The 24,510-nt window shown below is 55.5% G+C and carries 25 protein-coding genes; 8 read left to right on the plus strand and 17 right to left on the minus strand.

Annotation, left to right across the window (positions count from 1 at the left end; all coding sequences use genetic code 11):
• Positions 1-3 precede the first annotated feature (3 nt).
• The gene (gene phnP / locus ACMGG1_RS21970; protein WP_041414151.1) at positions 4-786 is read left to right on the plus strand and encodes a phosphonate metabolism protein PhnP; all 783 of its coding nucleotides are present in this window, start codon (positions 4-6) and stop codon (positions 784-786) included.
• Here phnP and ACMGG1_RS21975 read toward each other — a convergent pair.
• Both ACMGG1_RS21975 and ACMGG1_RS21980 read right to left on the minus strand, forming a co-directional pair.
• Positions 737-1,375: an NAD(P)H-binding protein gene (locus tag ACMGG1_RS21975; protein WP_201895808.1), complete on the minus strand. Its 639-nt coding sequence runs from the start codon at positions 1,373-1,375 to the stop codon at positions 737-739. The genes phnP and ACMGG1_RS21975 overlap by 50 nt on opposite strands.
• 47 nt (positions 1,376-1,422) lie before the next feature.
• The gene (locus ACMGG1_RS21980) at positions 1,423-1,851 is read right to left on the minus strand and encodes a YhbP family protein (protein ID WP_414161464.1); all 429 of its coding nucleotides are present in this window, start codon (positions 1,849-1,851) and stop codon (positions 1,423-1,425) included.
• A gap of 438 nt (positions 1,852-2,289) precedes the next feature.
• On the opposite strand from ACMGG1_RS21980, the gene speFL reads away from it, so the two are divergent.
• The 4 genes from speFL to ACMGG1_RS22000 all read left to right on the plus strand — a co-directional run bounded on the left by speFL (position 2,290) and on the right by ACMGG1_RS22000 (position 6,605).
• The gene (gene speFL / locus ACMGG1_RS21985) at positions 2,290-2,394 is read left to right on the plus strand and encodes a leader peptide SpeFL (protein WP_112363015.1); all 105 of its coding nucleotides are present in this window, start codon (positions 2,290-2,292) and stop codon (positions 2,392-2,394) included.
• A gap of 269 nt (positions 2,395-2,663) precedes the next feature.
• Positions 2,664-4,829, plus strand: coding sequence for an ornithine decarboxylase SpeF (gene speF / locus ACMGG1_RS21990; protein WP_414161021.1), 2,166 nt, complete (start codon positions 2,664-2,666; stop codon positions 4,827-4,829).
• Positions 4,830-4,889: 60 nt separating this feature from the next.
• Positions 4,890-6,206, plus strand: a complete 1,317-nt coding sequence (potE, locus tag ACMGG1_RS21995; RefSeq protein WP_041415181.1) for a putrescine-ornithine antiporter — start codon at positions 4,890-4,892, stop codon at positions 6,204-6,206.
• Between the two features lie 90 nt (positions 6,207-6,296).
• The gene (locus ACMGG1_RS22000; RefSeq protein WP_139285490.1) at positions 6,297-6,605 is read left to right on the plus strand and encodes a GIY-YIG nuclease family protein; all 309 of its coding nucleotides are present in this window, start codon (positions 6,297-6,299) and stop codon (positions 6,603-6,605) included.
• Here the strand turns inward: ACMGG1_RS22000 and ACMGG1_RS22005 are convergent.
• The gene (locus ACMGG1_RS22005) at positions 6,592-7,095 is read right to left on the minus strand and encodes a GNAT family N-acetyltransferase (RefSeq protein ID WP_020824967.1); all 504 of its coding nucleotides are present in this window, start codon (positions 7,093-7,095) and stop codon (positions 6,592-6,594) included. The two genes, ACMGG1_RS22000 and ACMGG1_RS22005, sit on opposite strands and share 14 nt — an antisense overlap.
• Positions 7,089-7,610 carry a ubiquinone anaerobic biosynthesis accessory factor UbiT gene (gene ubiT, locus ACMGG1_RS22010; RefSeq protein WP_020824966.1) on the minus strand — a complete coding sequence of 174 codons (522 nt, stop codon included), beginning with the start codon at positions 7,608-7,610 and terminating at the stop codon, positions 7,089-7,091. The genes ACMGG1_RS22005 and ubiT overlap by 7 nt, the downstream gene beginning before the upstream one ends.
• 254 nt (positions 7,611-7,864) lie before the next feature.
• On the opposite strand from ubiT, the gene ubiU reads away from it, so the two are divergent.
• Positions 7,865-8,860 (plus strand): ubiquinone anaerobic biosynthesis protein UbiU, encoded by a 996-nt coding sequence (gene ubiU / locus ACMGG1_RS22015; protein WP_044553975.1) that lies wholly within the window; start codon positions 7,865-7,867, stop codon positions 8,858-8,860.
• Positions 8,861-8,871: 11 nt separating this feature from the next.
• Positions 8,872-9,750: a U32 family peptidase gene (locus tag ACMGG1_RS22020; protein WP_020824964.1), complete on the plus strand. Its 879-nt coding sequence runs from the start codon at positions 8,872-8,874 to the stop codon at positions 9,748-9,750.
• A gap of 68 nt (positions 9,751-9,818) precedes the next feature.
• Here the strand turns inward: ACMGG1_RS22020 and ACMGG1_RS22025 are convergent, their stop codons facing one another.
• The 4 genes from ACMGG1_RS22025 to ACMGG1_RS22040 all read right to left on the minus strand — a co-directional run bounded on the left by ACMGG1_RS22025 (position 9,819) and on the right by ACMGG1_RS22040 (position 14,291).
• Positions 9,819-10,940, minus strand: a complete 1,122-nt coding sequence (locus ACMGG1_RS22025) for a JmjC domain-containing protein (RefSeq protein WP_414161022.1) — start codon at positions 10,938-10,940, stop codon at positions 9,819-9,821.
• Positions 10,941-11,044: 104 nt separating this feature from the next.
• Entirely contained in the window at positions 11,045-12,187 is a 1,143-nt protein-coding gene (locus ACMGG1_RS22030; protein ID WP_020824962.1) for an ABC transporter permease, read from the minus strand.
• Complete coding sequence (locus ACMGG1_RS22035; protein ID WP_414161023.1) at positions 12,184-13,338, minus strand: ABC transporter permease; 1,155 nt, start codon at positions 13,336-13,338, stop codon at positions 12,184-12,186. The genes ACMGG1_RS22030 and ACMGG1_RS22035 overlap by 4 nt, the downstream gene beginning before the upstream one ends.
• Positions 13,320-14,291 carry an HlyD family secretion protein gene (locus ACMGG1_RS22040; protein WP_122076769.1) on the minus strand — a complete coding sequence of 324 codons (972 nt, stop codon included), beginning with the start codon at positions 14,289-14,291 and terminating at the stop codon, positions 13,320-13,322. Before ACMGG1_RS22040 ends, ACMGG1_RS22035 begins: the two co-directional genes overlap by 19 nt.
• Positions 14,292-14,515: 224 nt before the next feature.
• On the opposite strand from ACMGG1_RS22040, the gene ACMGG1_RS22045 reads away from it, so the two are divergent.
• Positions 14,516-15,529, plus strand: coding sequence for a luciferase-like monooxygenase (locus ACMGG1_RS22045; RefSeq protein ID WP_414161024.1), 1,014 nt, complete (start codon positions 14,516-14,518; stop codon positions 15,527-15,529).
• A gap of 82 nt (positions 15,530-15,611) precedes the next feature.
• Here the strand turns inward: ACMGG1_RS22045 and yedF are convergent, their stop codons facing one another.
• From yedF to rbfA, 9 genes are all read right to left on the minus strand, one after another.
• Positions 15,612-15,851, minus strand: coding sequence for a sulfurtransferase-like selenium metabolism protein YedF (gene yedF, locus ACMGG1_RS22050; RefSeq protein ID WP_046374647.1), 240 nt, complete (start codon positions 15,849-15,851; stop codon positions 15,612-15,614).
• Entirely contained in the window at positions 15,848-17,062 is a 1,215-nt protein-coding gene (gene yedE, locus ACMGG1_RS22055; RefSeq protein ID WP_414161025.1) for a selenium metabolism membrane protein YedE/FdhT, read from the minus strand. The genes yedF and yedE overlap by 4 nt, the downstream gene beginning before the upstream one ends.
• 147 nt (positions 17,063-17,209) lie before the next feature.
• Positions 17,210-19,177 carry a DEAD/DEAH family ATP-dependent RNA helicase gene (locus ACMGG1_RS22060; protein ID WP_020824957.1) on the minus strand — a complete coding sequence of 656 codons (1,968 nt, stop codon included), beginning with the start codon at positions 19,175-19,177 and terminating at the stop codon, positions 17,210-17,212.
• Complete coding sequence (yrbN, locus tag ACMGG1_RS22065; protein WP_096335046.1) at positions 19,167-19,247, minus strand: protein YrbN; 81 nt, start codon at positions 19,245-19,247, stop codon at positions 19,167-19,169. Before yrbN ends, ACMGG1_RS22060 begins: the two co-directional genes overlap by 11 nt.
• 116 nt (positions 19,248-19,363) lie before the next feature.
• On the minus strand, positions 19,364-20,248 hold the full coding sequence (nlpI, locus tag ACMGG1_RS22070) for a lipoprotein NlpI (protein WP_012004952.1): 885 nt from the start codon (positions 20,246-20,248) through the stop codon (positions 19,364-19,366).
• 128 nt (positions 20,249-20,376) lie between these two features.
• A complete protein-coding gene (gene pnp, locus ACMGG1_RS22075) occupies positions 20,377-22,494 on the minus strand; it encodes a polyribonucleotide nucleotidyltransferase (protein WP_020824956.1) in 2,118 nt (705 codons plus the stop codon).
• Positions 22,495-22,749: 255 nt separating this feature from the next.
• On the minus strand, positions 22,750-23,019 hold the full coding sequence (gene rpsO, locus ACMGG1_RS22080; protein ID WP_012004950.1) for a 30S ribosomal protein S15: 270 nt from the start codon (positions 23,017-23,019) through the stop codon (positions 22,750-22,752).
• Positions 23,020-23,142: 123 nt separating this feature from the next.
• Positions 23,143-24,087: a tRNA pseudouridine(55) synthase TruB gene (truB, locus tag ACMGG1_RS22085; protein WP_020824955.1), complete on the minus strand. Its 945-nt coding sequence runs from the start codon at positions 24,085-24,087 to the stop codon at positions 23,143-23,145.
• The gene (gene rbfA / locus ACMGG1_RS22090) at positions 24,087-24,497 is read right to left on the minus strand and encodes a 30S ribosome-binding factor RbfA (protein ID WP_020824954.1); all 411 of its coding nucleotides are present in this window, start codon (positions 24,495-24,497) and stop codon (positions 24,087-24,089) included. The genes truB and rbfA overlap by 1 nt, the downstream gene beginning before the upstream one ends.
• Between the last annotated feature and the right edge of the window lie 13 nt (positions 24,498-24,510).

Genomic DNA, 24,510 nt, shown 5'->3' on the forward strand with positions numbered 1-24,510 from the left:
GACATGCAACTGACGTTTCTCGGCACCGGTGGCGCGCAACAGATCCCGGTGTTTGGCTGTGATTGTCTGGTCTGTCAGCGGGCGAGGCGCGAGCCGGCGTTTCGGCGACGACCGTGCAGCGCCATGCTCAAATTTCAGGGGGAAACGACCTTGCTGGATGCGGGATTACCGTCGTTGGAACGGCGTTTTTCGGCGGGGGAAATTCAACGTTTTTTACTGACACATTACCACATGGATCACGTACAGGGGTTATTTCCTTTGCGTTGGGGGTGCGGAAATTTTATTCCCGTCTATGGTCCGGCAGACGAGCAGGGCTGCGATGACCTGTTCAAACACCCTGGTATTCTGGCGTTTCAACCGCCGTTAACCCCCTTCGAACCCCTTGAACTGGGCGGGCTGCGCATCACACCGTTGCCGCTGCAGCATTCAAAAATCACGCTGGGCTATCTGATCCAGGCCGCTGGGGCATCGCTCGCCTACCTGACCGATACCGTCGGCCTGCCGCCCGATACCGACGCTTTTCTACGCGGAGTGCCGTTGGATTTGCTGGTGCTCGATTGCAGCCTGCCCCCTCAGCCGCAGGCACCGCGTAACCACAACGATTTGACCCGTGCGCAGGAAATTCAGCAACGCTTGCAACCTGGCCGTACCCTATTGACGCACATCAGCCATCATCTCGATTTGTGGCTGACGGACAATGAACTGCCGCCTGGCCTGGAGCTGGCGTTCGATAATCTCAGCGTACACTGCGGTAACAATGCAGCCGATCGGATTCCAGCACCCTAACGCCGTTGCCAGGGCTGAACGCCTGTTCCAGCAGGGTTTGCGCCACGTCTTTGGCACTCACCGCTCGCCATTTGCCGGGCAGCAATTTAAACAGTGGCGCGGTGAGGCGCTCCAGCAAACGCGGCGAGGGCCGTGACCCCAGTAGCATGGATGGCCGCACCAGCGTCAGGCGCGGCCAATTCTGTTCACGCAGCGCCTGCTCCATTTCCCCTTTGGTGCGGTTATAGAGGAACGTAGAGCGCCTGTTCGCGCCTAACGCACTGACGGCCAGACAATGCTGCGCCCCTAACCGACGGCCAGTCAGCGCACTTTCCACCACCAGAGTGTAATCGACATAATGGAAATTAGCGTCGCTACCGGCTTCGCGGCGGGTCGTCCCCAGGCAGCAAAACACCATATCGACCGGCTGTTCACATTCAGTCAGCAGCGCAAACAAATCATCCCCCACCGGGTTCTCTAATTTTTCGTGCGGTGGCAATGGCCTGCGCGTTGGCGCCACGATCGCCGTAACTTGCGGATCACGCTGCAGCAGATGCAACAGTGCATTACCCACCAACCCAGTTGCCCCGACAATGAATACCCTTGCCATATGCCCTCCCGCTGATTGACGATGCTGAAAAGTATAGTTTGCGGTATTCAGACCCGCGCCCAGTGAAGCTTTTTACCGAAACCGAGGGTATTGTCAGTCATCTTCACCTCCTGCAGATCCAACTGCCAGACCGGCGCCTTCATCATCTTGGATATCGGGAAACGCTTGCAGTAACGTGCCCGTGCCAACGCCTCCTGCTCACCGTTCAGCATCGTCGCTTGCGCCCGATACTGAATGCCGCGGATCAAGGCGATGGTCTTCGGTTTCGGCGCTATGGTGCCCACCACGCTGGCGTTTTGCAGCATCAGCTCACCGTGACGGGTGTGGGTTTCGGTCATCAACCACAGCGCCATCCGCTCGGCGTCAAACACGTAGAAACAATTGGCGCACCACATATCCATGCCGTTTCCCGCGCACAGCGTCAGTACGTGCTGCTTGCTGAGAAACTGTGCGATAGGTTGATGCTCATCGGTCATAGTCACTGTGAATTCTCCCCGTTAGCTTGTTTCATCTTAACCCGTGTTGTTGAGGCGGGTCACAAATAACAACAATGTCGGCAAAAATAAAAACAGAATAAACACCCAGATAAAGTGAATTTATATACAAAATATCATTATATGGACTTATAACATAATAAAAACAAACTCACTTCAATTGCGCATTATACGCCCCTCTTAAACCCAATTTTTTTTGCTATTTCTCCCACATAGGAAAAATCAGGTAGCAGAAAGGGCTATTTATTATCAATCTATTTACATGCATAATCACTCTTTAGAGGTATTCTTATGCAACTCAATGCATAACCAGTGAATAGTTATTTACTTGAAGGTGTGTATGCGTGATGTATGTCACATATTTTGCTCAAGCCTGCGTTAAAATAGCGCCATCTTTTCACTCACAAAGGTGGATTAGAAATGGAAAACAACAACAGAAAAATGGCGCATATCAGGCGCACAACCCATATTATGATGATGGCTCATCGTAGTTGCTTTAGCTTCGCTTTCTTTAACTTCAGATAACCTCCCTCCTCGTTCGTCCTTATTCCGAACGCAAGATATCATTACGACTTATTTTTCACTCTGATCAACAGAGATAAACTCCTGTTGCTTACGCAGCGGAAAATATCGTAATTCATCTTCATGGGATAAGAACGTCATCACAAAATAATAGAGTGAACTCAGGAATGCCTTCCGGCATGCCAGGTTCTCGCACACCTTTATTTTAATAAGGTATTAACGGCAGATTTAATTATTTTCCGGTGGAATACCTTTGTCTGAAGAATGAGAAAATGAAAAAGTTAAAAATTGCCGCTAATGAAAAAACACTGGGCTGCTTTGAAACAGAACGTGAAATTGTCGATGTGCATCAGAGCGATTTCAATGATGTCGCCGCCATTGTGCTGTCCGTTGAGGACGTTGCAAAGGGCATGGTGACGCATCTCGAAGAGATCGGGTTGAACATCCCGCTGTTTGTGGCGGTTTGCTGCGAAGAAGAGTTGGACAATGCCGTATTACCGGCGCTGCACGGGGTATTTGAACTCTGCGGGAAAAACACCCAGTTCTACGGCAAGCAGTTGGAGGCCGCGGCGGTAAAATATGAAAAAGATCTGCTGCCACCGTTCTTCAACACGCTGACGCAGTATGTCGAAATGGGTAACGCCACCTTTGCCTGTCCGGGCCATCAGGGCGGTGAATTCTTCCGTAAACATCCGGCCGGACGTCAGTTCTTTGATTTCTATGGCGAGACGCTGTTCCGTTCCGATATGTGCAACGCGGACGTCAAACTGGGCGACTTATTGATCCACGAGGGGGCACCCTGTGCCGCGCAGCAACACGCAGCCAAGGTGTTTAACGCCGATAAGACCTATTTCGTGCTGAATGGGACCTCGGCATCAAACAAAGTTGCGACCAACGCCCTGTTAACACGCGGCGATTTAGTGTTGTTCGACCGTAATAACCATAAATCCAATCACCATGGCGCACTGATTCAAGCTGGTGCAACGCCGGTGTATCTGGAGACCGCCCGCAACCCATTTGGCTTTATCGGCGGTATTGATGCGCACTGCTTCGATGAACGTTATTTACGTCAGCAAATCCGCGAAGTGGCGCCGGAACGTGCCAATGAAGCCCGGCCTTTCCGTCTGGCAATCATCCAGTTAGGCACCTACGACGGCACCATTTACAACGCTCGCCAGGTGGTCGACAAGATTGGGCACCTGTGCGATTACATCCTGTTTGACTCCGCCTGGGTGGGCTACGAACAATTCATCCCAATGATGAAAGATTGCTCGCCTTTACTGCTTGAACTGAATGAAAACGACCCGGGGATCATTGTGACCCAGTCCGTTCACAAACAGCAGGCCGGCTTCTCGCAAACCTCACAAATCCATAAAAAAGACAAACATATCAAAGGCCAAAGTCGCTATTGCAACCATAAACGCTTTAATAACGCTTTTATGCTGCATGCTTCCACCAGCCCGTTCTATCCGCTGTTTGCCGCTCTGGACGTCAATGCCAAAATGCATGAAGGGAAAAGCGGTCAGCGCCTGTGGAAGGAGTGCGTTCGCGTAGGGATTGAAGCCCGTAAAATGCTGCTGGAGACCTGCCAGTTAATCAAACCTTTTGTTCCAGACCAGATCGACGGCAAGCCCTGGCAGTCTTATGACACCGAGACAATGGCCAACGATTTGCGCTTCTTCAACTTTGTGCCAGGCGAGAAGTGGCATGCCTTTGAAGGCTATGCGGAATCGCAGTATTTTGTCGACCCTTGCAAGCTGTTGCTCACCACGCCGGGCATAGACACGGCGAGCGGTAACTACAGTGACTTCGGCATTCCGGCGACCATTTTGGCCAACTATCTGCGCGAAAACGGCATAGTACCGGAAAAATGCGATCTCAACTCGATCCTGTTCCTGCTTACGCCAGCCGAAGACATCGCCAAAATGCAACATCTGGTGGCGCTGATTGCCCGCTTTGAAAAACACATCGAGCAGGATTCATTACTCAGTGAAGTCCTGCCCGCGGTATATAAAAGCAATGAGCAACGCTACAAGAATTATACCCTGCGTCAACTTTGCCAAGAAATGCACGATCTCTATGTCAGTTACGATGTAAAAGAACTGCAAAAAGAGATGTTCCGCAAGAATTATTTCCCTCGTGTCGCCATGAACCCGCAAGATGCCAATACAGAATTTGTCCGCGGTAATATCGAATTGGTTTCATTGGCCAAGGCTGAGGGCCGTATTGCGGCAGAGGGTGCACTGCCTTACCCTCCGGGTGTTTTATGTGTCGTCCCTGGAGAAATATGGGGTGGCGCTGCACAGCGTTATTTCCTGGCATTGGAGGAAGGCATTAATTTACTTCCTGGTTTCTCACCGGAATTGCAGGGTGTTTATATCCAACAAGATGAAGATGGCTGGAATCGCGCTTACGGCTACGTCATGAGTAATGAATGACCTCACAAGGCGGTGAATATTATTCACCGCCCAGATCGCATCATAAAAGAGAGAATGATCATGAGTAAGTCTAATAATAAAATGGGGGTCGTGCAGTTAACGATCCTGACGGCCGTCAACATGATGGGGTCCGGCATAATTATGCTGCCGACCAAATTGGCCGAGGTAGGCACAATTTCTATTGTTTCCTGGTTGGTCACTGCGGTTGGTTCAATGGCGCTGGCCTATGCCTTCGCCAAATGCGGGATGTTCAGCCGTAAATCCGGCGGTATGGGGGGGTATGCTGAATATGCCTTCGGCAAATCGGGCAACTTTATGGCGAACTATACCTACGGCGTTTCGTTACTGATCGCCAATATCGCCATCGCCATTTCCGCCGTGGGCTACGGTACCGAGCTGTTTGGCGCCAACCTGAGCCCGTTAGGGATCTGTATCGCCACCATTGGTGTGCTGTGGTTAGCCACGGTCGCCAACTTCGGCGGCGCTCGCATTACCGGCAGGATCAGCGGCATCACCGTTTGGGGCGTCATCATCCCGGTGGTCGGGATTTCGATCATCGGCTGGCACTGGTTCAGCGGCAGCGCTTACGTCGCCGCGTGGAACCCGCATCAGGTGCCAACTTTTGAAGCCATTGGCGCTTCGATTTCCATGACCCTATGGGCTTTCCTGGGCCTCGAATCCGCCTGTGCCAATACCGATGTGGTGGAGAACCCAGAACGTAATGTGCCGATCGCCGTATTGGGCGGCACGCTTAGCGCCGCAGTGATCTACATCGTTTCGACCAACGTGATCGCCGGTATAGTACCGAATATGGACCTGGCCAATTCCACCGCGCCGTTTGGGCTGGCGTTTTCCCATATGTTCAACCCAACGGTCGGCAAGATCATCATGGCACTGATGATCATGTCCTGCGTCGGGTCGCTGCTGGGGTGGCAGTTCACCATCGCTCAGGTATTCAAATCTTCCGCCGACAGCGGTTTCTTCCCGAAAATCTTCTCGAAACTCAGCAAGGCGGACGCCCCGGTCAAAGGCATGCTGACCATCGTCGTTATCCAGAGCGTACTGTCGCTGATGACCATCAGCCCCTCGTTGAACAAGCAGTTCAACGTGCTGGTTAACCTGGCCGTGGTGACCAATATTATCCCCTACATCTTGTCGATGGCGGCGCTGATCATTATTCAGAAGGTGGCGAAAGTGCCGGAGAAAAAAGCGCGGATCGCCAACATCATTGCCGGCATTGGCGCGCTTTACAGCTTCTATGCGCTCTACAGTTCCGGTGAAGAGGCCATGATGTGGGGTGCCATCGCCACTTTCCTCGGCTGGACGCTGTACGGCCTCGTTTCACCTCGCTTTGAAATGGCGGGCAAAAAAGGCTAACCGTAATCATCCGCAGGCGGACAGGGTGGGATTACGACGGCGAACATGCCATCATATTCCCACCCTGACCACCGAAGTTGCTGCTTATTCATGACCGATACCCTCTCCCCCTGGTACCTTTACATGCTGCGTCTGCCTAACGGCATGCTGTATACCGGCATTACTACCGACGTCGAACGACGTCTGGCGCAGCATCAGGCTGGCAAAGGTGCAAAGGCACTGCGGGGCAAAGGCGAGCTGGTGTTGGCGTTTCACTGCCTGGCGGGGGATCGTTCTAAAGCGCTAAGGCTGGAATACCGGGTGAAGCAACTGAGCAAAACGCAAAAAGAGAGGCTGGTGAATCACCCGCCTCTTACTTTGGATCATTTACTGCCGGACGCTGAGATTAAAACCGGTTAAACGGCTCGGAAAACTCCACCGCCCCGCGCGCATCATCCAGAGCATTTTCCGCCAGCGGATACACCTGGAAGGCGGCTTCGCTGCCCGGCCAACGGCACTGCAGCCCGTAGGCAGCAGCCGGTTTAAAGCCAAAGCGGCCGTAATAAGCGGGATCGCCCAGCACCACTACTGCGGCATAGCTGAACTCATTGAGCGAATCCAATCCTTCGTAGATCAGTTTTTCACCCAGCCCTTGGCGACGCAGGCTTTCGTCCACCGCCAGCGGTGCCAGACCGACCCATTGGCGATCCTCCCCGGCCACGTCCACCGGACTGAACGCCGCATAACCTACCACGCCGCCTTCGTCGTCGGTGGCGACAATGCCCAGCGTCAGCAGGCCATCTTCGCGCAGTTGCTGCACCAGATCGGCCTCGTCGTCACGCCCAAAGGCACGACGCAACAGCGCGTCGATCCCTGCGGCATCTACCGGAATTTCTACGCGGATTAGCATGATACCGGCACACGGGAAGTTTGCACCGTGCCCTCCTGCAGCCCTGCTTCGACAAATTCAGCCAGTTGCAGCAGGCCCAGGCGCAATGGCGCAGGCATGGCTTCCAACTCGATGGCGTCCATCAGATTTTTTACATACAGGCCCAATTCGGTGTCCCCTTCAATCTGCAGCCGACGCTGAAAGAACAGCGTATCGGGATCTTGCTTACGCGCTGCGATAAGAATCAGATCGTTGGCGTCGCCGCTGAAGCTGACATCAGCCTCGGCATGTTGGCTGACAACCAGCTTGCCGTTTTCTACCGTCATAAACCAGTGTAGCGCCAGATCGCGGACTTCGATCTTTAACCAGCGCGATTCAAGAAATTCCAAATCGCCATCCGCCAACGCCTGGCGGAACTGCCAGCCCAGCACCTGTTCCAGAAGCTGGCGCTGCAAAGCAAACGGCGTGAATTTTAGCGGTACTCGCAGCAGCGACGGCCCCTGGCGCACAATGCGCGCTCGTAATTGTTCCAACACTGTCGTTCACTCCTTTCAACACAGATGCACTATTTTGCCACAGTGGCGCACGGCAGAAGCGCTCTATATCAACAAATAGTGCATTTCGCCGCCAGCTTTATCAATACGCCAGAAGCTGCCTCAAATCAAAGCCTGTTCAGCGCGCTTTCACTAAAATTGCCTCCCGATTAGCGTTTGCCGGTTAAAAACGGTCACCGGTAAACATTGTGACAGCCCGCATCCGCCATGGGTGCATGCTGAGTCAGGATAAATCTATGGAGCTGCTTTGTCCCGCCGGTAATCTGCCGGCCCTGAAGGCTGCGGTGGATAACGGCGCTGACGCCGTGTACATCGGCCTGAAAGATGATACCAACGCGCGCCACTTTGCCGGCCTCAACTTTACCGAGAAAAAGCTGCAGGAAGCGGTCGAGTACGTCCATCGCCACAACCGTAAGCTGCACATCGCCATCAACACCTTCGCCCACCCGGACGGCTATGCCCGCTGGCAGCGGGCGGTAGACATGGCGGCGCAGTTGGGTGCCGACGTGCTGATCCTCGCCGATTTGGCGATGCTGGAATACGCCGCCGAACGTTACCCGCAGTTGGAGCGCCACGTGTCGGTGCAGGCTTCTGCCACTAACGAAGAGGCAATTCGCTTCTACCAACGCCATTTCGACGTCGGTCGGGTGGTGCTGCCGCGCGTGCTGTCGATGCACCAGGTTAAACAGTTGGCGCGTACCAGCCCTGTGCCGCTGGAGGTCTTCGCCTTCGGCAGCCTGTGCATCATGGCCGAGGGGCGTTGCTACCTCTCCTCTTACCTGACCGGCGAATCCCCCAATACCGTCGGTGCCTGTTCGCCGGCGCGCTACGTGCGCTGGCAGCAAACGGCTCAGGGTATGGAGTCACGCCTGAACGGCGTGCTGATCGACCGCTACCGGGACGATGAAAATGCCGGTTACCCGACGCTGTGCAAGGGCCGCTATCTGGTGGATGACGTGCGCTACCACGCGCTGGAAGAGCCCACCAGCCTCAATACGCTGGAACTGCTGCCGGAACTGCTGGCTGCCAATATCGCTTCGGTGAAGATTGAAGGCCGCCAGCGCAGCCCGGCCTATGTCAGCCAGGTTGCCCGCGTGTGGCGTCAGGCCATCGACCGCTGCCAGGCCGATCCGGCCGCTTATCAGGCCGAGGCCGGCTGGATGGAGGCGCTCGGCTCGATGTCCGAAGGCACCCAAACCACCCTCGGTGCCTATCACCGCAAATGGCAGTAGCAGGAGGACGCATGAAATACGCATTAGGCCCAGTGCTGTACTACTGGCCAAAAACCGAGGTCGAGAGTTTTTATCAGCAGGCGGTAAACAGCAGCGCGGAGATTATTTATCTCGGTGAAAGCGTCTGCACCAAACGGCGTGAAATGAAGGTGGGGGACTGGCTGGCGCTGGCGCAAGAGATAGCCCGCAGCGGCAAGCAGGTGGTGATCTCTACCCTGGCACTGTTACAGGCGCCGTCCGAGCTGAACGAACTGAAGCGTTATGTGGAAAACGGCGAATTCCTGATCGAAGCCAACGATCTGGGCACGGTGAACATGGCCGCGGAACGTGGCCTGCCGTTCGTCGCCGGTCACGCGCTGAATTGCTACAACGCCTACACCCTGCGTCTGCTGCACCGCCAGGGCATGACCCGCTGGTGTATGCCGGTCGAGCTGTCACGCGACTGGCTGGCCAAACTGTTGGCGCAGTGCGAAGAACTGGGCTTCCGCCAGCAGTTTGAAGTGGAAGTGCTGAGCTACGGCCACCTGCCGCTGGCCTATTCGGCACGCTGCTTCACCGCACGGTCTGAAGACCGCGCCAAGGACGAATGCGAAACCTGCTGCATCAAATACCCGCAGGGCCGCATGATGCGTTCCCAAGAACAGCAGCAGGTGTTCGTGCTCAACGGTATTCAGACCATGAGCGGCTACTGTTATAACCTGGGTAACGAATTGAGCGGTATGCAGGGATTGGTAGACATCGTGCGCCTGTCGCCGCAGAGCACGGAGACGTTGGCTCTGGTCGAACGTTTCCGTGCCAACGAGCAGGGTGCGCAGCCGTTAACGCTCACCGATCAAGCCGACTGCAACGGCTACTGGCGCCGGGTCGCGGGGCTGGAATTGGTGTCTTAATTCGTTGAGAAAATACAAAACTGCCGGGTAGGCGTAGCGCCACCCGGCAAGTCAGCCAACAGCGACAACTACTCTTTGAAGAACCAGTATCCCTGATTGATCAGCTCGGTCAGCTCAGCCACAAAGGCCGGATTTTGCAACGCATCACCCAGCTCCGGCTGGCCCAGCTCGGTATAACGACACAGCGCATCGGCCGCACGATCGTCCACGGTGTTCAGACGCTCGCTGTTGACGAAGAAGCTGTCGCCGACCTGCAGCACACGCAGGCCGCTCAGGCGAGTCAGGGTTTCACCGCCCATCAGCGCATTCAGTACCTCTTCCGCTTCATAAGGGGGTTCCGCCATAGCGATGTCCAGCTCATGACGTGGCGTAGTGGCAAAACGGCCAAACCACTGCTTAAAGTCTTCCGGTTGGCCGATCATTTCGAACATCATTGAGCGCAGGCGCTCAAGCTCATATTCTTCAACCCGGCCCGGATGTTCACGCAGGGTTAAATCAGGATCGCTGTAATGCGCACCACCCAGATCTTTTTCCAGCGCGTAATCAGCAAAGCTGCTGATCAAGTCGCGGCCGTTTGGCCCACGGAAGCCCACTGAATAGTTGAACGCCGTTTCGTGGGTAAAGCCGTCATGGGGAAAGCCTGGCGGGATGTACAGAATGTCGCCCGGTTCCAATTCTTCATCAATGATCGGCTCGAACGGATCAACGTGCAGCAGCGCCGGGTGCGGGCAGAACTGACGCATCGGCAAGGCATCGCCTACGCGCCAGCGACGGCGGCCCATCCCCTGAATGATGAACACATCGTAGTTGTCGATATGCGGACCCACACCGCCTCCCGGCACCGAGAAGGAGATCATCAGATCATCCAGGCGCCAGTCCGGCAAGACGCGAAACGGACGCACCAGCTCGGCTGAGGGCGCATGCCAGTGGTTAACCGCCTGCGCCAGCAGTGACCACCCCGTTTCACCGAGGTCATCGAAATGTTCAAACGGACCGTTGCTGGCCTGCCATTTTCCTTCTGCGTTGCTCACCAGACGGCTGTCAACCTCCTGCTCCATCGCCAGCCCCGCCAGTTCGTCTGGCGTGATAGGATCGACAAAATTCGGGAAGGCATTTTTCAAAACAACAGGTTTTTTCTGCCAATACTTCTCTAAAAACTCGGGCCAGTTCAGGTTCAGTTGGTAAGCCATACAATCACACCAGTAAGAAAATTCACGGACGTGATTATGCGAGACAGCGCGTCTGTCCACCTTGTTAAGGGTCAAGGAAATGGTGGGGCTCCCTTGCTGGAACGTTAATTAACCTGCCGTTTGCGGAACATACTGCGCAGCGCGACGCTGTTGCGTACGAAACCTACGCCGAAGCCCAACAGGGTGTAAACAATCCCCAGCACCAGCAGCATCGCCACGTCCCCCCACACTTCGTTCAGCGACAACCCCATCTGGTTAACCCCCGCAACGGCCTTGGTTGCCCAGGTGGAGGGAATGCTGTAGGAAATCGCCCGCACCCAGCCCGGCATCGCCTGCAGCGGCCAGATGGTGCCCGAAAGATAAAATATCGGCGTCGTAATAAACGCCAGCGTCAGGTAGATCATTTCGACGCTGCGCAGGCACTCGGTCACCAGCTTGCCCAACCCCAGCACCGCCAGTAAGAACGGGAAGGTCAGCAGCAGAATTTCCGCAATGCCCGCCGTTTGCCGATAGCCCAGCACCCATGGCCACAACACAAACAGCACGATCGACAGGAACAGCCAGATCGGCAGCAACGCCGTCAGCCCCCCCAGATGCGCCGCCAGCGGCGCTTTACCCCCGGGCATGCTCTTCATGGCAATGCTGACGCGCACGCAGGCAATCAACAGCGAGTGCTGCAACAGCATCACCAGCAGGCCGGGGAAGATGATCGCCGCAAAGCTGATGCCCGGGTTGAACACATCTAGCGTCTGTCCGACGATCGGCGTCAGGATCACCTGCGCCTGGCGTTCGCTGAAACCGCTGCGTAACAGCAGGCCGTTGTTGTACTGGGTCAGCAACTGCTGATAAGCCGCCACCACATCCTGCTGGATCTGCCCGTTGGCCAGGCGGTTGGTCGCATCGCCATACACCGGCACCACGATATTCTGGCCGCTCAGGATCTTCTTCTCCAGATCCACCGGCATGATGATCACCGCGAACAGCTTGCGCCAGCCAAGATCCCGCTGCGCCTGCTCAAGACTGTCGTAGGTTTCAATAGCGATTTTGGAGGTGGCGTCCAGTTGACGGATCAGCTGGCGACTGGCGGTGCTGTGGTCCTGATCGATGACGCCCACCGGCAGATCCCATACCGTGCGGTTGGCATAGACCATGCTCATGACGCACAACGACAGGATCAACATCAGCCACATCGGCCGCTCCAGCATGCCGAGCAGCACCCGGACGAAGGTTTGCCAATAAAGTTTCATCCTGCCCCCCCTTCTTTTAACAGCCGCGCCAACAGCCGGTTACGCACCAGCAGTGCGGTCACCAGCGGATAAATCGACAGCAACGCACAGACGCTGAAGATGGCGCTGGCAGGGACTTGCCGCAGGAATACGTCAAACATGGCGTACAACGCATGAGTTAACGGCTCAATATTAGAAATAATGCGCGCCGGCAGCGGCATCGACAGTTCCGGCACCGCCATGCCCGAAAAGGTCAGCGCAATACTCACCAAAATGGCGATCAGGCTGTAGGCGGTGATGGTGCTGCTGGTAAAGGTAAACAGCAGCAGGCCAATGCTCTGCGCCGCCATCACGTAGAAGAAACCAATCATCAGCATGAACAGCGGATTGCCGCTGACGCGGGCGTCAAAAATGCCCACCAGCGCGGCAATTTCAACCATCAGCAAGCTGGTGAAACATAAGGTGTACGGCGCCAACTTGCCGAGCAGCGCCAGGCTGAACGGCCGCGCCTTCAACAAGGATTTACTGCGTGCCAACACGTAAATCATGCAGGTCACTACGAACAGCTGCAGCAGGTGGATGGTGGCGGCAAACTGTTGATAATAAATATAGCTGCCGCTGGCGTTGAATAAACTGCCGTAGGAAAGCGTCACGTCCGCCAGGGGCGGCAGTGTTTTGCCCATCTCGCCGGCGATGATGCTGCGGTAGCTGGCGTTGATTTCGGTCATCAGGCCGCTGAAGTCCTGGGTGGAATACAGCCCCGCACCGTAAAACAGCGCATTGTAGTACATCACCACGCTCGGCTGTTTGCCAGCCAGCGCGTTGGCCTCAAAATCCGGCGGCACATACAGCAGCGCGTAATCCTGCGCGCTACGCAGGCGATGCAGCGATTCTTGCAGCCCACCGGGGTAAGCCTCGACGTGGGCGTGCGAACCGGCATCCAGACGGCGCGTCAGCGATTTGGATAGCGGGCTGTGATCGCTGTCCACTACCGACACCGGCAGATCGAGCAAGGTCCCTTCCGAAAAGTTACTGCTGATCAGACCAAACAGGATCAGCGGGAAGATCCAACTCAGCCAATGCACCACCGGGCTGCGGAAGGCAAGCCGACACTCGTTGCCAAACGCATGGCAGAAGCAGCGCCAGCCGGCCCTTACTCTTTCCATAGCCATAAGCTGCTCATCCCTGGGCGCAGGCCGTCTACCGGCTGTGACGGATACAGGCGCACTTCAAACGTTTTCAGATCGAAGTCACCGGTAGCTCGGGTGGCGCGTTTGGTGGCGTAGTCGCCCAGCGGGGCGATATAACGCACTTCCGCCTCGATCATTTTGTCCTTCAGTGCCGGTACCCGCATCTGGACTTTGTCGCCCTTCCGCACGTGAGCCAAAATATCTTCACGCAGGTTAAACACGAAATAAGCGTCCGGAATGCGGATCAGCGTCAGCAATGGGCTACCCGCATTCAACAACTCGCCCACTTCTGCCGGTATTGGCCCAACTTCGCCGGTCACCGGAGCTAATACCTGCAAGTCGTCCGTCTGGGCTTTCACCTGCAGCAAGTTTTCTTCCGCTGCTCGCAGTGCCGCAGCGTACTGTTGCCGTAATTCGACACGGTCGCCGTTAATCCCTTCGTCCAGGTTGGCTTTGGCCGCCTGCACCTGTTGGAAAGCGGTATCGCGCGCGCGGCGTGAAGCGTCCAATTCAGATTTCGAAATATAACCTTTACCGGCCACGCTCAGGTTGCGGTTGTAGTCGTTTTGCGCGTTGCGATATTGCGCTTCGGACTGCGCCAGGTTGGCGCGCAGGTTGCGGATGCTTTCTTCACGCGTGCCGTGCAGCGACTGCTCGAGCTGCGCTTTGGCCTCATCGCGCGACGCCTGCGCGGAACGCAGTTGCGCCATCAGTTCCGGGCTGTCGAGATGAATTATCACTTGCCCTGCCTGCACGTCGTCCCCACGCTCCACCAGACGTTCAATCACTCGTCCCTTAGCTTTGGAAGCCACAATCACCTCAGGCGCATCCACTTCGCCCTGCAACAACAAATCCTGATTATGCGCGCGGAACAATATCGCCATGGCGATCGCCACCACCATCAACAGTAGGGTAAACAACGTCTTTTTTTTCATTCTCTCAGCTCCCTGAGCAGTAAGCGGCAGGTGAAATCATCATGTCCATATTTCAATAAACCCCCAAAAAAACCATTTTACTCATAAGGATATTCCGAGCACATATATCCTCTTTTATAACTATAAATTGGATTATGCTTTTAACACTAAAAGCACATTATGCTTTGTAGTTTGCAGACTTCTGCAATCGCCCTTTAAGCGATCACCTTTTGATGGACGATGCCATGACTGAAAAAACTGCGGTACCGGTTTCGGTACTGGATTTATCCCCTATCCCACAAGGGGCCAAACCACGTGATGCGTTTCACGCTTCTTTAGATTTAGCACAACATGCCGAAAAATGGGGTTATCAACGCTATTGGTTGGCAGAGCATCACAACATGACCGGCATCGGCAGTGCCGCCACCTCGGTACTGCTGGGTTATCTGGCCGCGGGTACCCAAAGCATTCGCCTTGGTTCCGGTGGCGTGATGCTGCCTAACCATGCGCCGCTGGTGATCGCCGAGCAGTTCGGTACGCTGGAGTCTTTGTACCCCGGGCGTATCGATTTGGGCCTCGGCCGCGCACCCGGTACCGATCAACGCACCATGATGGCACTGCGCCGCCATCTGTCCGGCGAGGTGGATAACTTCCCCCGAGACGTGCAGGAACTGCAACATTACTTCTGCGATGCACAACCGGGCCAGCCGGTTCAGGCGGTACCCGGCCAAGGATTGCATGTCCCTCTCTGGCTGCTCGGTTCCAGTTTGTACAGCGCGCAGTTGGCGGCACAGCTTGGCCTGCCGTTCGCCTTCGCCTCTCACTTTGCACCGGAGATGCTGTTCCAGGCGCTGAAGTTGTATCGTGATAACTTCAAAGCTTCCGAGCAGTGCCAGCAGCCGCATGCGATGGTGTGCGTCAACGTGGTGGCCGCCGACAGCGATGCCGATGCGCGCTTCCTGTTTACGTCGATGCAGCAGCAGTTCATCAACCTGCGTCGTGGTTCGCCAGGCCCACTGCCGGCGCCGGTGGACAATATCCACGCGCTATGGACCGCCGGGGAACAGTACGGGGTTGATCAGGCACTGCGCATGTCGATCATCGGTAACGAAAATACCGCGCGTCACGGGCTGCAAACGTTGCTCAACGAAACCGGTGCGGATGAGATCATGGTTAACGGCCAGATCTTTGACCATCAGGCACGGTTGCATTCGTTTGAGATTGTCGCCGGAGTAAAAGACACGCTGGCGAAAGGGTAAGTCAACGGCGGGCCGCAGGGCAATCATTTCCCTCAACGTCCGCCATGCAAAAATGGGGCAGCACACCGCTGCCCCACGTCGGTTAACGCTGGATAAGATAGCGGATGGTTGGCCCGTCCTGCTGAATATCCAACACTTTGTAACCGTGATTCCGCGCGTCGAGTGGAATGTTGTTGATCGACTGCGGGCAGTCGCTGATCACTTCCAGGATCTCGCCCGGCTTCAACTGCGGCATCGCCTCCAGCGTGGCCACTGCCGGATACGGACAAGGTTCACCCAGCATATCCAACCGATAATTTGGCACTATCGCCGCTTGCTTCATGACACACTCCTCAAATTAACCACCTGCGCATCGGGTTTGGCGCGGAAAAAACGTTTCTCCCACCACAGCAGGGCGGCAAACGCCAACGCCAGCAGCAGGTAAGTCACCAGCAGGCCGCCGATCGGCCCGAAAGTATCCAGCAGGTTGATCTTGTCGTAATCTGTGGCCAGCGCCGGGGCCAGGTCATCCCAGTAGTAAGCCAGCAGGGTCGCGCCGATGATGTTACCCAGCCCCACCCACCAATAGTGCACCTGTCCTTCCACCGCACGGTACATCCAGCCGGTTTCACAGCCGCCGGCCAGCACGATGCCGAAACCAAACAGCAGGCCGCCCAGAACCGCATTGGGGCCGGCCCACATGATTTTCGGCGCGACACCCAACTGCACATAGCTGAAAATGCCGATGGCGCTCACCGCCATGCCGATAATGATCGCTTTCGCCATGTGGGTACGCCCGGTGATCCATAAATCGCGGAAGGCTGAGGTGAAGCAGATCTGCGCACGCTCAATCAGCAGGCCAAAACCGATACCGAACAGCATGGCGATACCCAGCTTCGGCGCATCGAACAGCGTCCAAAGTGACCAGGCTACCGACAGGCAGAAAATCACCATGCCCAAACGGAAGCGGCGGCGCGCCTGCTCCGGCTTTTGCGTCAACGGGGCGGCGGCTTTTACCTTCTGTAATTTCACCGGGATGCGGAACATCGGCAACAGGGTAAATTTGGCGCCAAAGTAGGAGCCAGCAGCGGTCGCCAGTGCGAAGAACCAGGCGTGCAGCGAGAACTGAGGAATACCGGTAAAGAATGCCGCCAGGTTGCAGCCCATCGCCAGACGGGCACCGAAGCCGGCGATAATGCCGCCCAACAGCGCCTGCACAATGCGAATGCGGTGCTGTGGCTGGCGCAGCTTGATGTTATTGGCCCACAGTGCGGCAGCGATACAGCCAGCGAACATGCCGATGATCATCCTGCCGTCGATGCGCTGCAGCGGCGTGCCCTCAAGGCCGATAACCTTGAAGTAGCCCCATTGCTCAGGGTGCAGGCCGAACCACTGCAATACATGGCCACCCCAGCGGGTAAATTCCCCGGTTACCGCCCAGAAGGTACCGGTCAAACCAAAGTAGTAGGTAGATAGGATCCCTGCGGCAATCACCGCGGGTAAAGGTGCCCAAAAGCGCACCAGGTATTGAGACTTGAACTGCTGCCAACTCATGGCATCTCCCGTGCGTAGTATCCATAAGAAAAAACCTTATAAATGATACGCCATTTTCTGCCATTTAACGGTGAATTTCAGGCATAAAAAAACCAGCCCGAAGGCTGGTTTCTTAGTCCGATTAACCGCAAGCGGTCAAATCAGATGTTATGCATCACCGAAACGGCGACGTGGTGCAGCCGGAGCGGCGTCATCACGACGTGGGGCGCGTTGGCCGTCACGGTTGAAGTTACCGCCACGACGTTCGCCACCGTTGCCGGCAGGTGCAGCAGCACCGCCTTCACGACGATCACCGAAAGAACGACGGCCTGGGTTTGCCCCTTCACGACGTTCGCCGTTGAATGGACGACCACCGCCACGACGCTCGCCGTTACCTGCACCAGCACCGCCTTCGCGACGCTCACGACGTTCATGCGGCTGTGCATCGCCCAGCAGTTGCATGTTCATCGGCTTGTTCAGGATACGAGTACGGGTGAAGTGAGACAGGATCTCGCCCGGCATGCCTTTTGGCAGTTCGATGGTCGAGTGACCAGCAAACAGCTTGATGTTACCGATGTAACGGCTGCTGATGTCACCTTCGTTAGCGATCGCGCCAACGATATGACGAACTTCAACGCCGTCATCACGGCCCACTTCAATGCGGTACAGCTGCATTTCGCCAACGTCACGACGCTCGCGACGTGGGCGATCTGCGCCACCATCACGGCTGTCTGGACGTGCGTCACGACGACGGTCGCTACCGCGATCGTCACGGTCGTTGAATTCACGACGCTGACGTGGTTTGAACACGGGATCCGGTGGCAAGATCAGAGGACGTTCGCCCTGTGCCATTTTCAGCAGTGCTGCGGCCAGTGTTTCCATTTCCAGCTCTTCTTCCGGCTGCAGTTTAGCCAGCAGTGCGCGGTACATGTCCAGATCGCTGCTTTCCAGCTGTTGCTGTACTTTAGCGGCGAACTTGGCCAGACGACGCTCACCCAGCAGTTCTGCGTTTGGCAGCTCAACTTCTGGAATGGTCAGCTTCATGGTGCGTTCGATGTTGCGCAGCAGGCGGCGTTCGCGGTTTTCTACGAACAGCAGCGCACGGCCGGCACGACCAGCACGGCCGGTACGGCCGATACGGTGAACGTAAGACTCTGAATCCATAGGGATGTCATAGTTTACCACCAGGCTGATACGCTCAACGTCCAGGCCACGAGCAGCAACGTCGGTTGCGATCAGGATATCCAGACGACCATCTTTCAGGCGCTCCAGGGTCTGCTCACGCAGTGCCTGGTTCATGTCGCCGTTCAGTGCTGCGCTGCTGTAACCGCTGCGCTCAAGCGCTTCAGCCACTTCCAGAGTCGCGTTTTTGGTACGAACGAAGATAATCGCCGCATCAAAGTCTTCCGCTTCCAGGAAACGCACCAGCGCTTCGTTTTTACGCATGCCGTGCACAGTCCAGTAGCTCTGGCTGATGTCCGGACGGGTAGTGATGCTGGATTGGATGCGCACTTCCTGCGGCTCTTTCATAAAGCGGCGGGTAATGCGACGGATCGCTTCCGGCATGGTTGCGGAGAACAGCGCGGTCTGATGTTCAGCCGGGATCTCTGCCATGATGGTTTCTACGTCTTCGATAAAGCCCATGCGCAGCATTTCGTCGGCTTCATCCAGCACCAGACCGCTCAGGTTAGAGAGGTTCAGGGTGCCACGCTTCAGGTGGTCCAGCAGACGGCCTGGAGTCCCTACTACGATTTGCGGGCCCTGACGGAGAGCGCGCAGCTGCACGTCATAACGCTGGCCGCCGTACAGGGCCACAACGTTAACGCCATGCATGTGTTTGGAGAAATCAGTCATCGCTTCAGCAACCTGAACCGCCAGTTCGCGGGTCGGTGCCAGCACCAGGATCTGAGGTGCTTTCAGGGAAGCGTCAAGGTTGTGCAGCAGTGGCAGCGAGAATGCTGCAGTTTTACCACTACCGGTCTGTGCCATGCCCAGCACATCACGGCCGTTCAACAGGTGAGGAATACACTCAGCCTGGATCGGTGAAGGTTTTTCATAGCCCAGATCGGTCAGGGCAGAAATGATCGGAGCAGACAGCCCCAGGTCAGCAAAAGAGGTTTCAAGCTCAGTAGTCATGTACACGTGCCTCATTAATAATGGCAGCCAGTCTACATAACTCGTCGAGAAAATTTTCAGTCATTTTCATTGAAAAGTGTGAACCGGCTCAAATTAGATTATAAAACGAACAAAAAAGCCCTCGCCCGTTAAGACGATAACTTTGGCAAAAAACCAATGTATATCAGGCTGATAGTTGTTCGTCAGCTATTGCTGGTCCGATTCCGATAGGTCGTCTTGTTCTTGGCCTAACAGCGCCAATTCCAACAATGCATAGCGGTGCTCAACGAAGTTATGAACGTTGTTAGCGACCGTCAGTTTGAACAGCGCCGAAGCGGTGTCCTTGTCCCCCAGACTTAGGTAATGCTTACCTAAATAGAAGTCAGTTTCACTGAGATGCTCAGCGAGCGAAGTGTTATCCGTTGCATCTGCCTTGAGCCTTTCCATCAGCGTTTTTTCACTGATGTTGCCCAGGTAGAATTCGACAATATTCCATCCCCATTGCCCTCGGTTCGCTTTGTCATAACGCTGCTGGAGCGCTACGTCAGCCTTCTTGGGATCGATTTCTCTTTCCACCAGATAAAGCCACAACGAACGGAAGGGATCGTTTGGGTCGTCTTGATAAAACGCCTGCAGATCATCCTGCGCCAACGGGAAGCGGCCGCCATAATACAGTGCGATGCCCCGGTTTAAACGCGCGTAATTGTAAGTTGGATCAAGCTCTAGTACAGAATCAAACGCTTCATAGGCAGCATCAAAATTGCCTGCCTGCGTTAAGTAAATGCCCAGGTAGTTGAAAACTTCTGGCATATCAGGACGTATCGCCAGCGCTTGCGAGAAATCATTGCGCGCCAGTGCACGTAGCCCGAGGCTATCATACAGCACACCGCGCTCATATAAAAGCTGCGCACGCTCATCGTCCGTCAGTGCCCGGCTGGCAAGTATTTGTTCCATGCGCGCCAGGATCACTTCCTGCTGCAGAGTTGGCTGCAACGGGATCGCCAAAACTTCGTCTTTACGCCAATCATGGTTGCTGCATCCTGCCAGCATGAGTGCTGTCGCAACGTAACACCAGCGCAAGAAAGGCTTCATTTCCCACTCCCGAAGACAAACATTGGATGAACATCCTTTCATCCGTTTGCTAATACGCAAGCATCCTACCCGCGCGATACGAACAGCTCCCAACCCCATGGCCGGGAGCTGTAAATCTATCTATACAGTTATTCTGCTTCAGGCGCAGGTGAACCTGCTTCTGGTGCGGTCGCTTCTTTGATGCTCAGACGCACGCGGCCCTGACGGTCAACTTCCAGTACCTTAACCGGTACTTCCTGACCCATCTGCAGATAGTCGGTCACTTTCTCAACGCGCTTGTCTGCGATTTGAGAGATGTGCACCAGACCTTCTTTACCACCACCGATCGCCACGAATGCGCCGAAATCAACGATACGGGTAACTTTACCCTGGTAAATACGGCCCACTTCGATCTCGGCAGTGATCTCTTCGATGCGGCGAATAGCGAATTTCGCTTTCTCACCGTCGGTAGCAGCGATTTTCACTGTACCATCATCTTCGATTTCGATGGTAGTGCCGGTCTCTTCGGTCAACGCACGGATGACAGAGCCGCCTTTACCAATCACGTCTTTGATCTTGTCCGGGTTGATTCGGATAGTGTGAATACGTGGTGCGAACTGAGAGATATCGCCACGCGGAGTGCTGATAGCCTGTTCCATTACGCCCAGGATGTGCAGACGCGCGCCCTTGGCCTGGTTCAGTGCAACCTGCATGATTTCGCGGGTGATGCCTTCAATTTTAATGTCCATCTGCAGCGCGGTAATACCGTCACGGCTACCCGCCACTTTGAAGTCCATGTCGCCCAGGTGATCTTCGTCACCCAGAATGTCGGACAGAACCACAAAGTTGTCTTGTTCTTTCACCAGGCCCATTGCGATACCCGCAACGGCGGCTTTGATTGGCACACCAGCGTCCATCAGCGCCAAAGAAGCGCCACAGACTGAAGCCATGGAAGAAGAACCGTTAGATTCGGTGATTTCGGAAACCACACGCACCGTGTACGGGAAATCTTCTGCTTTAGGCATCATAGCCAATACGCCGCGTTTCGCCAGGCGGCCGTGACCAATTTCACGACGTTTAGGCGAACCTACCATCCCGGTCTCACCAACGGAGTACGGAGGGAAGTTGTAGTGGAACAGGAAGCTGTCGGTCTTCTCGCCCATCAGCTCATCCAGGTTCTGCGCATCACGTGCGGTACCCAGAGTTGCAGTAACCAGAGCCTGAGTTTCACCACGGGTGAACAGTGCGGAACCGTGGGTACGCGGCAGTACGCCGGTGCGCACGTCCAGGCCACGGATCATGTCTTTTTCACGGCCGTCGATACGCGGCTCGCCACGCAGCACGCGGCTACGAACGACGTTTTTCTCAACGCTGCCCAGGATGTCCTGAATTTCAGACGCGTCCAGGGTTTCGTCCTGTGCCAACAGGGTTTCAACAACGCTGTTCTTGATCGCATCTACCTGAGCGTAACGCTCTTGTTTTTCGGTGATGTGATAAGCGTCGCCCAGGCGGCCTTCTGCCAGTTCTGCAACGCGCGCGTGCAGCGCTTCGTTGACTGCAGGTGCCTGCCAATCCCACTTAGGCTTGCCGGCTTCGGCAACCAGGGAATTGATGTTCTCGATAACGATCTGCTGTTGCTCGTGGCCAAAGACCACCGCGCCCAGCATTTGATCTTCGCTCAGAACGTCAGCTTCGGATTCAACCATCAGCACTGCGCCTGCGGTACCGGCAACCACCAAGTCCAGGCTGCTTTCTTTCAGCTCGTCAGTCGTTGGGTTCAGCACGTACTGGCTGTTGATGTAACCCACGCGAGCGGCACCGATTGGGCCATTGAACGGAATACCGGACAGGCTCAGGGCTGCAGAGGCACCGATCATCGCAACGATGTCCGGGTTAACCTGCGGGTTAACGGAAACCACGGTAGCAATTACCTGAACTTCGTTCAGGAAGCTGTCCGGGAACAGTGGACGGATCGGACGGTCAATCAGGCGGGAAGTCAGAGTTTCGCCTTCGCTCGGACGGCCTTCACGACGGAAGAAGCTGCCCGGGATACGACCAGCAGCGTAGGTACGCTCCTGATAGTTAACGGTCAGTGGGAAGAAGCTCTGGCCTGGTTTGGCTTTTTTCTGGCCAACTACGGTAACGAATACGGCGGTGTCATCCATGCTCACCATCACGGCGGCGGTGGCTTGACGAGCCATCATACCGGTCTCAATAGTGACGGTATGCTGGCCATACTGGAATTTGCGAATGATCGGTGTCAGCAAAATTATATCCTTAGATTAGGCGCGCAATCGTATTGACGACTCGACACGCCATTGACTCGATTTGCCTTCTCACTACATCCTCGCGACTAATGACAATCCTTATCTCAAGCCTGAGACAAAGCCTCTCATTAGCCGCGCGAACCTCTGTAATGGAAGATCCTGTTTGGAAACATCAGTAATACATTAACCTGATTTGCTTATGCTTCCTAGAAGAAAGGGGCCCAAATAGGCCCCTTTCCACTGAAACTCGCTAGATTAGCGACGCAGACCCAGACGCTCGATCAGGCTGGTGTAACGTGCTACATCTTTACGCTTCAGGTAGTCCAGCAGCTTACGACGCTGAGAAACCATACGCAGCAGACCACGACGGCTGTGGTGATCTTTTTTGTGCTCTGAGAAGTGGCCTTGCAGATGGTTGATCTGCGCAGTCAACAGGGCAACCTGAACTTCGGAAGAACCGCTGTCGTTAGTACCACGACCGAAATCAGCTACGATTTTAGCTTTAGCTTCAACACTTAGAGACATTGTAATACTCCAGATTATAGATAATAAATACAGGCGCCGATCTCTAATTCAGCAACCCAATGCATAAGCTGCGCCATTCTACCCTTAGCGCAGTGCGATCGCAAGGCAGTGCGTTTTCTGCCCTCAGTCGAAATATTCGACGACCAGGCGGCGCGGCGCCACACGACCGTCATCGGCGATATCACCCACGCCGATAAATTTACGCTCTTCACCTTCGGTGATACGTACCATGCCCGAGGCCGGCGCACCGGCAACCTGTACGGGCTGCCCCTGCTTAACGTATCCCGCGACTACCGGCAGCAAATTCACTTCCGGGTAGTTCTCCACCGGGCTGTCCATCGGCATCAGCAGAGGATCGAGCAGCTCGCCTGGCGCGACTTCCTGTGCCTGTGCCTGCTCCAGCAATTCGTTCAGCTGTTCCAGCGTGACCATCCTTTCGATCGGATAGGTCGCCACCTGCAGACGACGCAGGTAGATCACATGTGCGCCACACCCCAGCAGCTCACCGAGGTCGTCGGTAATGGTGCGGATGTAGGTGCCTTTCGAACAGTGAATTTCCAGCTCCAGTTCGTCCCCTTCCCAGCGGATAAACTGCAGATCGTAAACGGTGATGCTGCGTGCTTCGCGCGGAACTTCGATACCTTGACGAGCATACTCATAGAGTTTCTTGCCCTGGTACTTCAGCGCCGAATACATCGAAGGCACCTGCTTGATATCGCCGCGGAAGCTGTCCAGCGCCGCATCGAGCTGCGCCTGGGTGAAGTTCACCGGACGTTCCTGCACAATCTGGCCGTCGGCGTCCGAAGTATCGGTGCGCTGCCCCAGTCGAGCAATAACGCGATAGCGTTTGTCGGAGTCGAGCAGGAACTGTGAGAACTTGGTCGCCTCACCGAGGCAAATCGGCAGCATGCCGGTCGCCAGCGGGTCGAGCGCGCCGGTGTGTCCCGCGCGGTTGGCGTTATAGAGGCGTTTTACTTTTTGCAGGGCGTCGTTAGACGACAGGCCCTGCGGTTTGTCCAGCAACAGGACGCCGTGGATATCACGGCCGCGGCGACGAGGGCGACTCATTAAGCCTCCTCGTCATCGCCTGATGCGGAACGGCGTTCGGCGTCGTTCTTCACTACGTTAGTCACCAGGTTGGACATGCGCATGCCTTCAACCAGAGAGTTGTCGTAAGCGAAGGTCAGCTCAGGTACTACACGCAGACGCATGGCTTTGCCCAGCAATGTGCGGATGTAGCCCGAAGCGTCTTGCAGCGCTTTGATACCGTTTGGCACCAGTTCCGGATCCGGGTTTTCGGTCAACACGTTCAGGAAGGTGACATAAACTTTGGCATAGGCCAAATCGCGAGAAACTTCTACACCAGAAACGGTAGCCATGCCGATACGCGGATCTTTGACTTCACGCTGCAGAATGATAGCAATCTCTTTTTGCATCTCTTGTGCCACGCGCTGACCGCGGCTGAATTCTTTTGCCATTATGGATTCTCCA

The sequence above is a fragment of the Serratia sp. BNK-12 genome (assembly GCF_047456085.1).
GTDB classification, from domain to species: Bacteria; Pseudomonadota; Gammaproteobacteria; order Enterobacterales; family Enterobacteriaceae; genus Serratia; species Serratia liquefaciens.

Excerpts from the sequence above, each read along its gene's own strand:
- phnP (WP_041414151.1), top strand. The coding sequence starts at position 4 with ATGCAACTGACGTTTCTCGGCACCGGTGGCGCGCAACAGATCCCGGTG.
- ACMGG1_RS21975 (WP_201895808.1), bottom strand. The coding sequence starts at position 1,375 with ATGGCAAGGGTATTCATTGTCGGGGCAACTGGGTTGGTGGGTAATGCA.
- ACMGG1_RS21980 (WP_414161464.1), bottom strand. The coding sequence starts at position 1,851 with ATGACCGATGAGCATCAACCTATCGCACAGTTTCTCAGCAAGCAGCAC.
- speFL (WP_112363015.1), top strand. The coding sequence starts at position 2,290 with ATGGAAAACAACAACAGAAAAATGGCGCATATCAGGCGCACAACCCAT.
- speF (WP_414161021.1), top strand. The coding sequence starts at position 2,664 with ATGAAAAAGTTAAAAATTGCCGCTAATGAAAAAACACTGGGCTGCTTT.
- potE (WP_041415181.1), top strand. The coding sequence starts at position 4,890 with ATGAGTAAGTCTAATAATAAAATGGGGGTCGTGCAGTTAACGATCCTG.
- ACMGG1_RS22000 (WP_139285490.1), top strand. The coding sequence starts at position 6,297 with ATGACCGATACCCTCTCCCCCTGGTACCTTTACATGCTGCGTCTGCCT.
- ACMGG1_RS22005 (WP_020824967.1), bottom strand. The coding sequence starts at position 7,095 with ATGCTAATCCGCGTAGAAATTCCGGTAGATGCCGCAGGGATCGACGCG.
- ubiU (WP_044553975.1), top strand. The coding sequence starts at position 7,865 with ATGGAGCTGCTTTGTCCCGCCGGTAATCTGCCGGCCCTGAAGGCTGCG.
- ACMGG1_RS22020 (WP_020824964.1), top strand. The coding sequence starts at position 8,872 with ATGAAATACGCATTAGGCCCAGTGCTGTACTACTGGCCAAAAACCGAG.
- ACMGG1_RS22025 (WP_414161022.1), bottom strand. The coding sequence starts at position 10,940 with ATGGCTTACCAACTGAACCTGAACTGGCCCGAGTTTTTAGAGAAGTAT.
- ACMGG1_RS22030 (WP_020824962.1), bottom strand. The coding sequence starts at position 12,187 with ATGAAACTTTATTGGCAAACCTTCGTCCGGGTGCTGCTCGGCATGCTG.
- ACMGG1_RS22035 (WP_414161023.1), bottom strand. The coding sequence starts at position 13,338 with ATGGCTATGGAAAGAGTAAGGGCCGGCTGGCGCTGCTTCTGCCATGCG.
- ACMGG1_RS22040 (WP_122076769.1), bottom strand. The coding sequence starts at position 14,291 with ATGAAAAAAAAGACGTTGTTTACCCTACTGTTGATGGTGGTGGCGATC.
- ACMGG1_RS22045 (WP_414161024.1), top strand. The coding sequence starts at position 14,516 with ATGACTGAAAAAACTGCGGTACCGGTTTCGGTACTGGATTTATCCCCT.
- yedF (WP_046374647.1), bottom strand. The coding sequence starts at position 15,851 with ATGAAGCAAGCGGCGATAGTGCCAAATTATCGGTTGGATATGCTGGGT.
- yedE (WP_414161025.1), bottom strand. The coding sequence starts at position 17,062 with ATGAGTTGGCAGCAGTTCAAGTCTCAATACCTGGTGCGCTTTTGGGCA.
- ACMGG1_RS22060 (WP_020824957.1), bottom strand. The coding sequence starts at position 19,177 with ATGACTACTGAGCTTGAAACCTCTTTTGCTGACCTGGGGCTGTCTGCT.
- yrbN (WP_096335046.1), bottom strand. The coding sequence starts at position 19,247 with ATGAAAATGACTGAAAATTTTCTCGACGAGTTATGTAGACTGGCTGCC.
- nlpI (WP_012004952.1), bottom strand. The coding sequence starts at position 20,248 with ATGAAGCCTTTCTTGCGCTGGTGTTACGTTGCGACAGCACTCATGCTG.
- rpsO (WP_012004950.1), bottom strand. The coding sequence starts at position 23,019 with ATGTCTCTAAGTGTTGAAGCTAAAGCTAAAATCGTAGCTGATTTCGGT.
- truB (WP_020824955.1), bottom strand. The coding sequence starts at position 24,087 with ATGAGTCGCCCTCGTCGCCGCGGCCGTGATATCCACGGCGTCCTGTTG.
- rbfA (WP_020824954.1), bottom strand. The coding sequence starts at position 24,497 with ATGGCAAAAGAATTCAGCCGCGGTCAGCGCGTGGCACAAGAGATGCAA.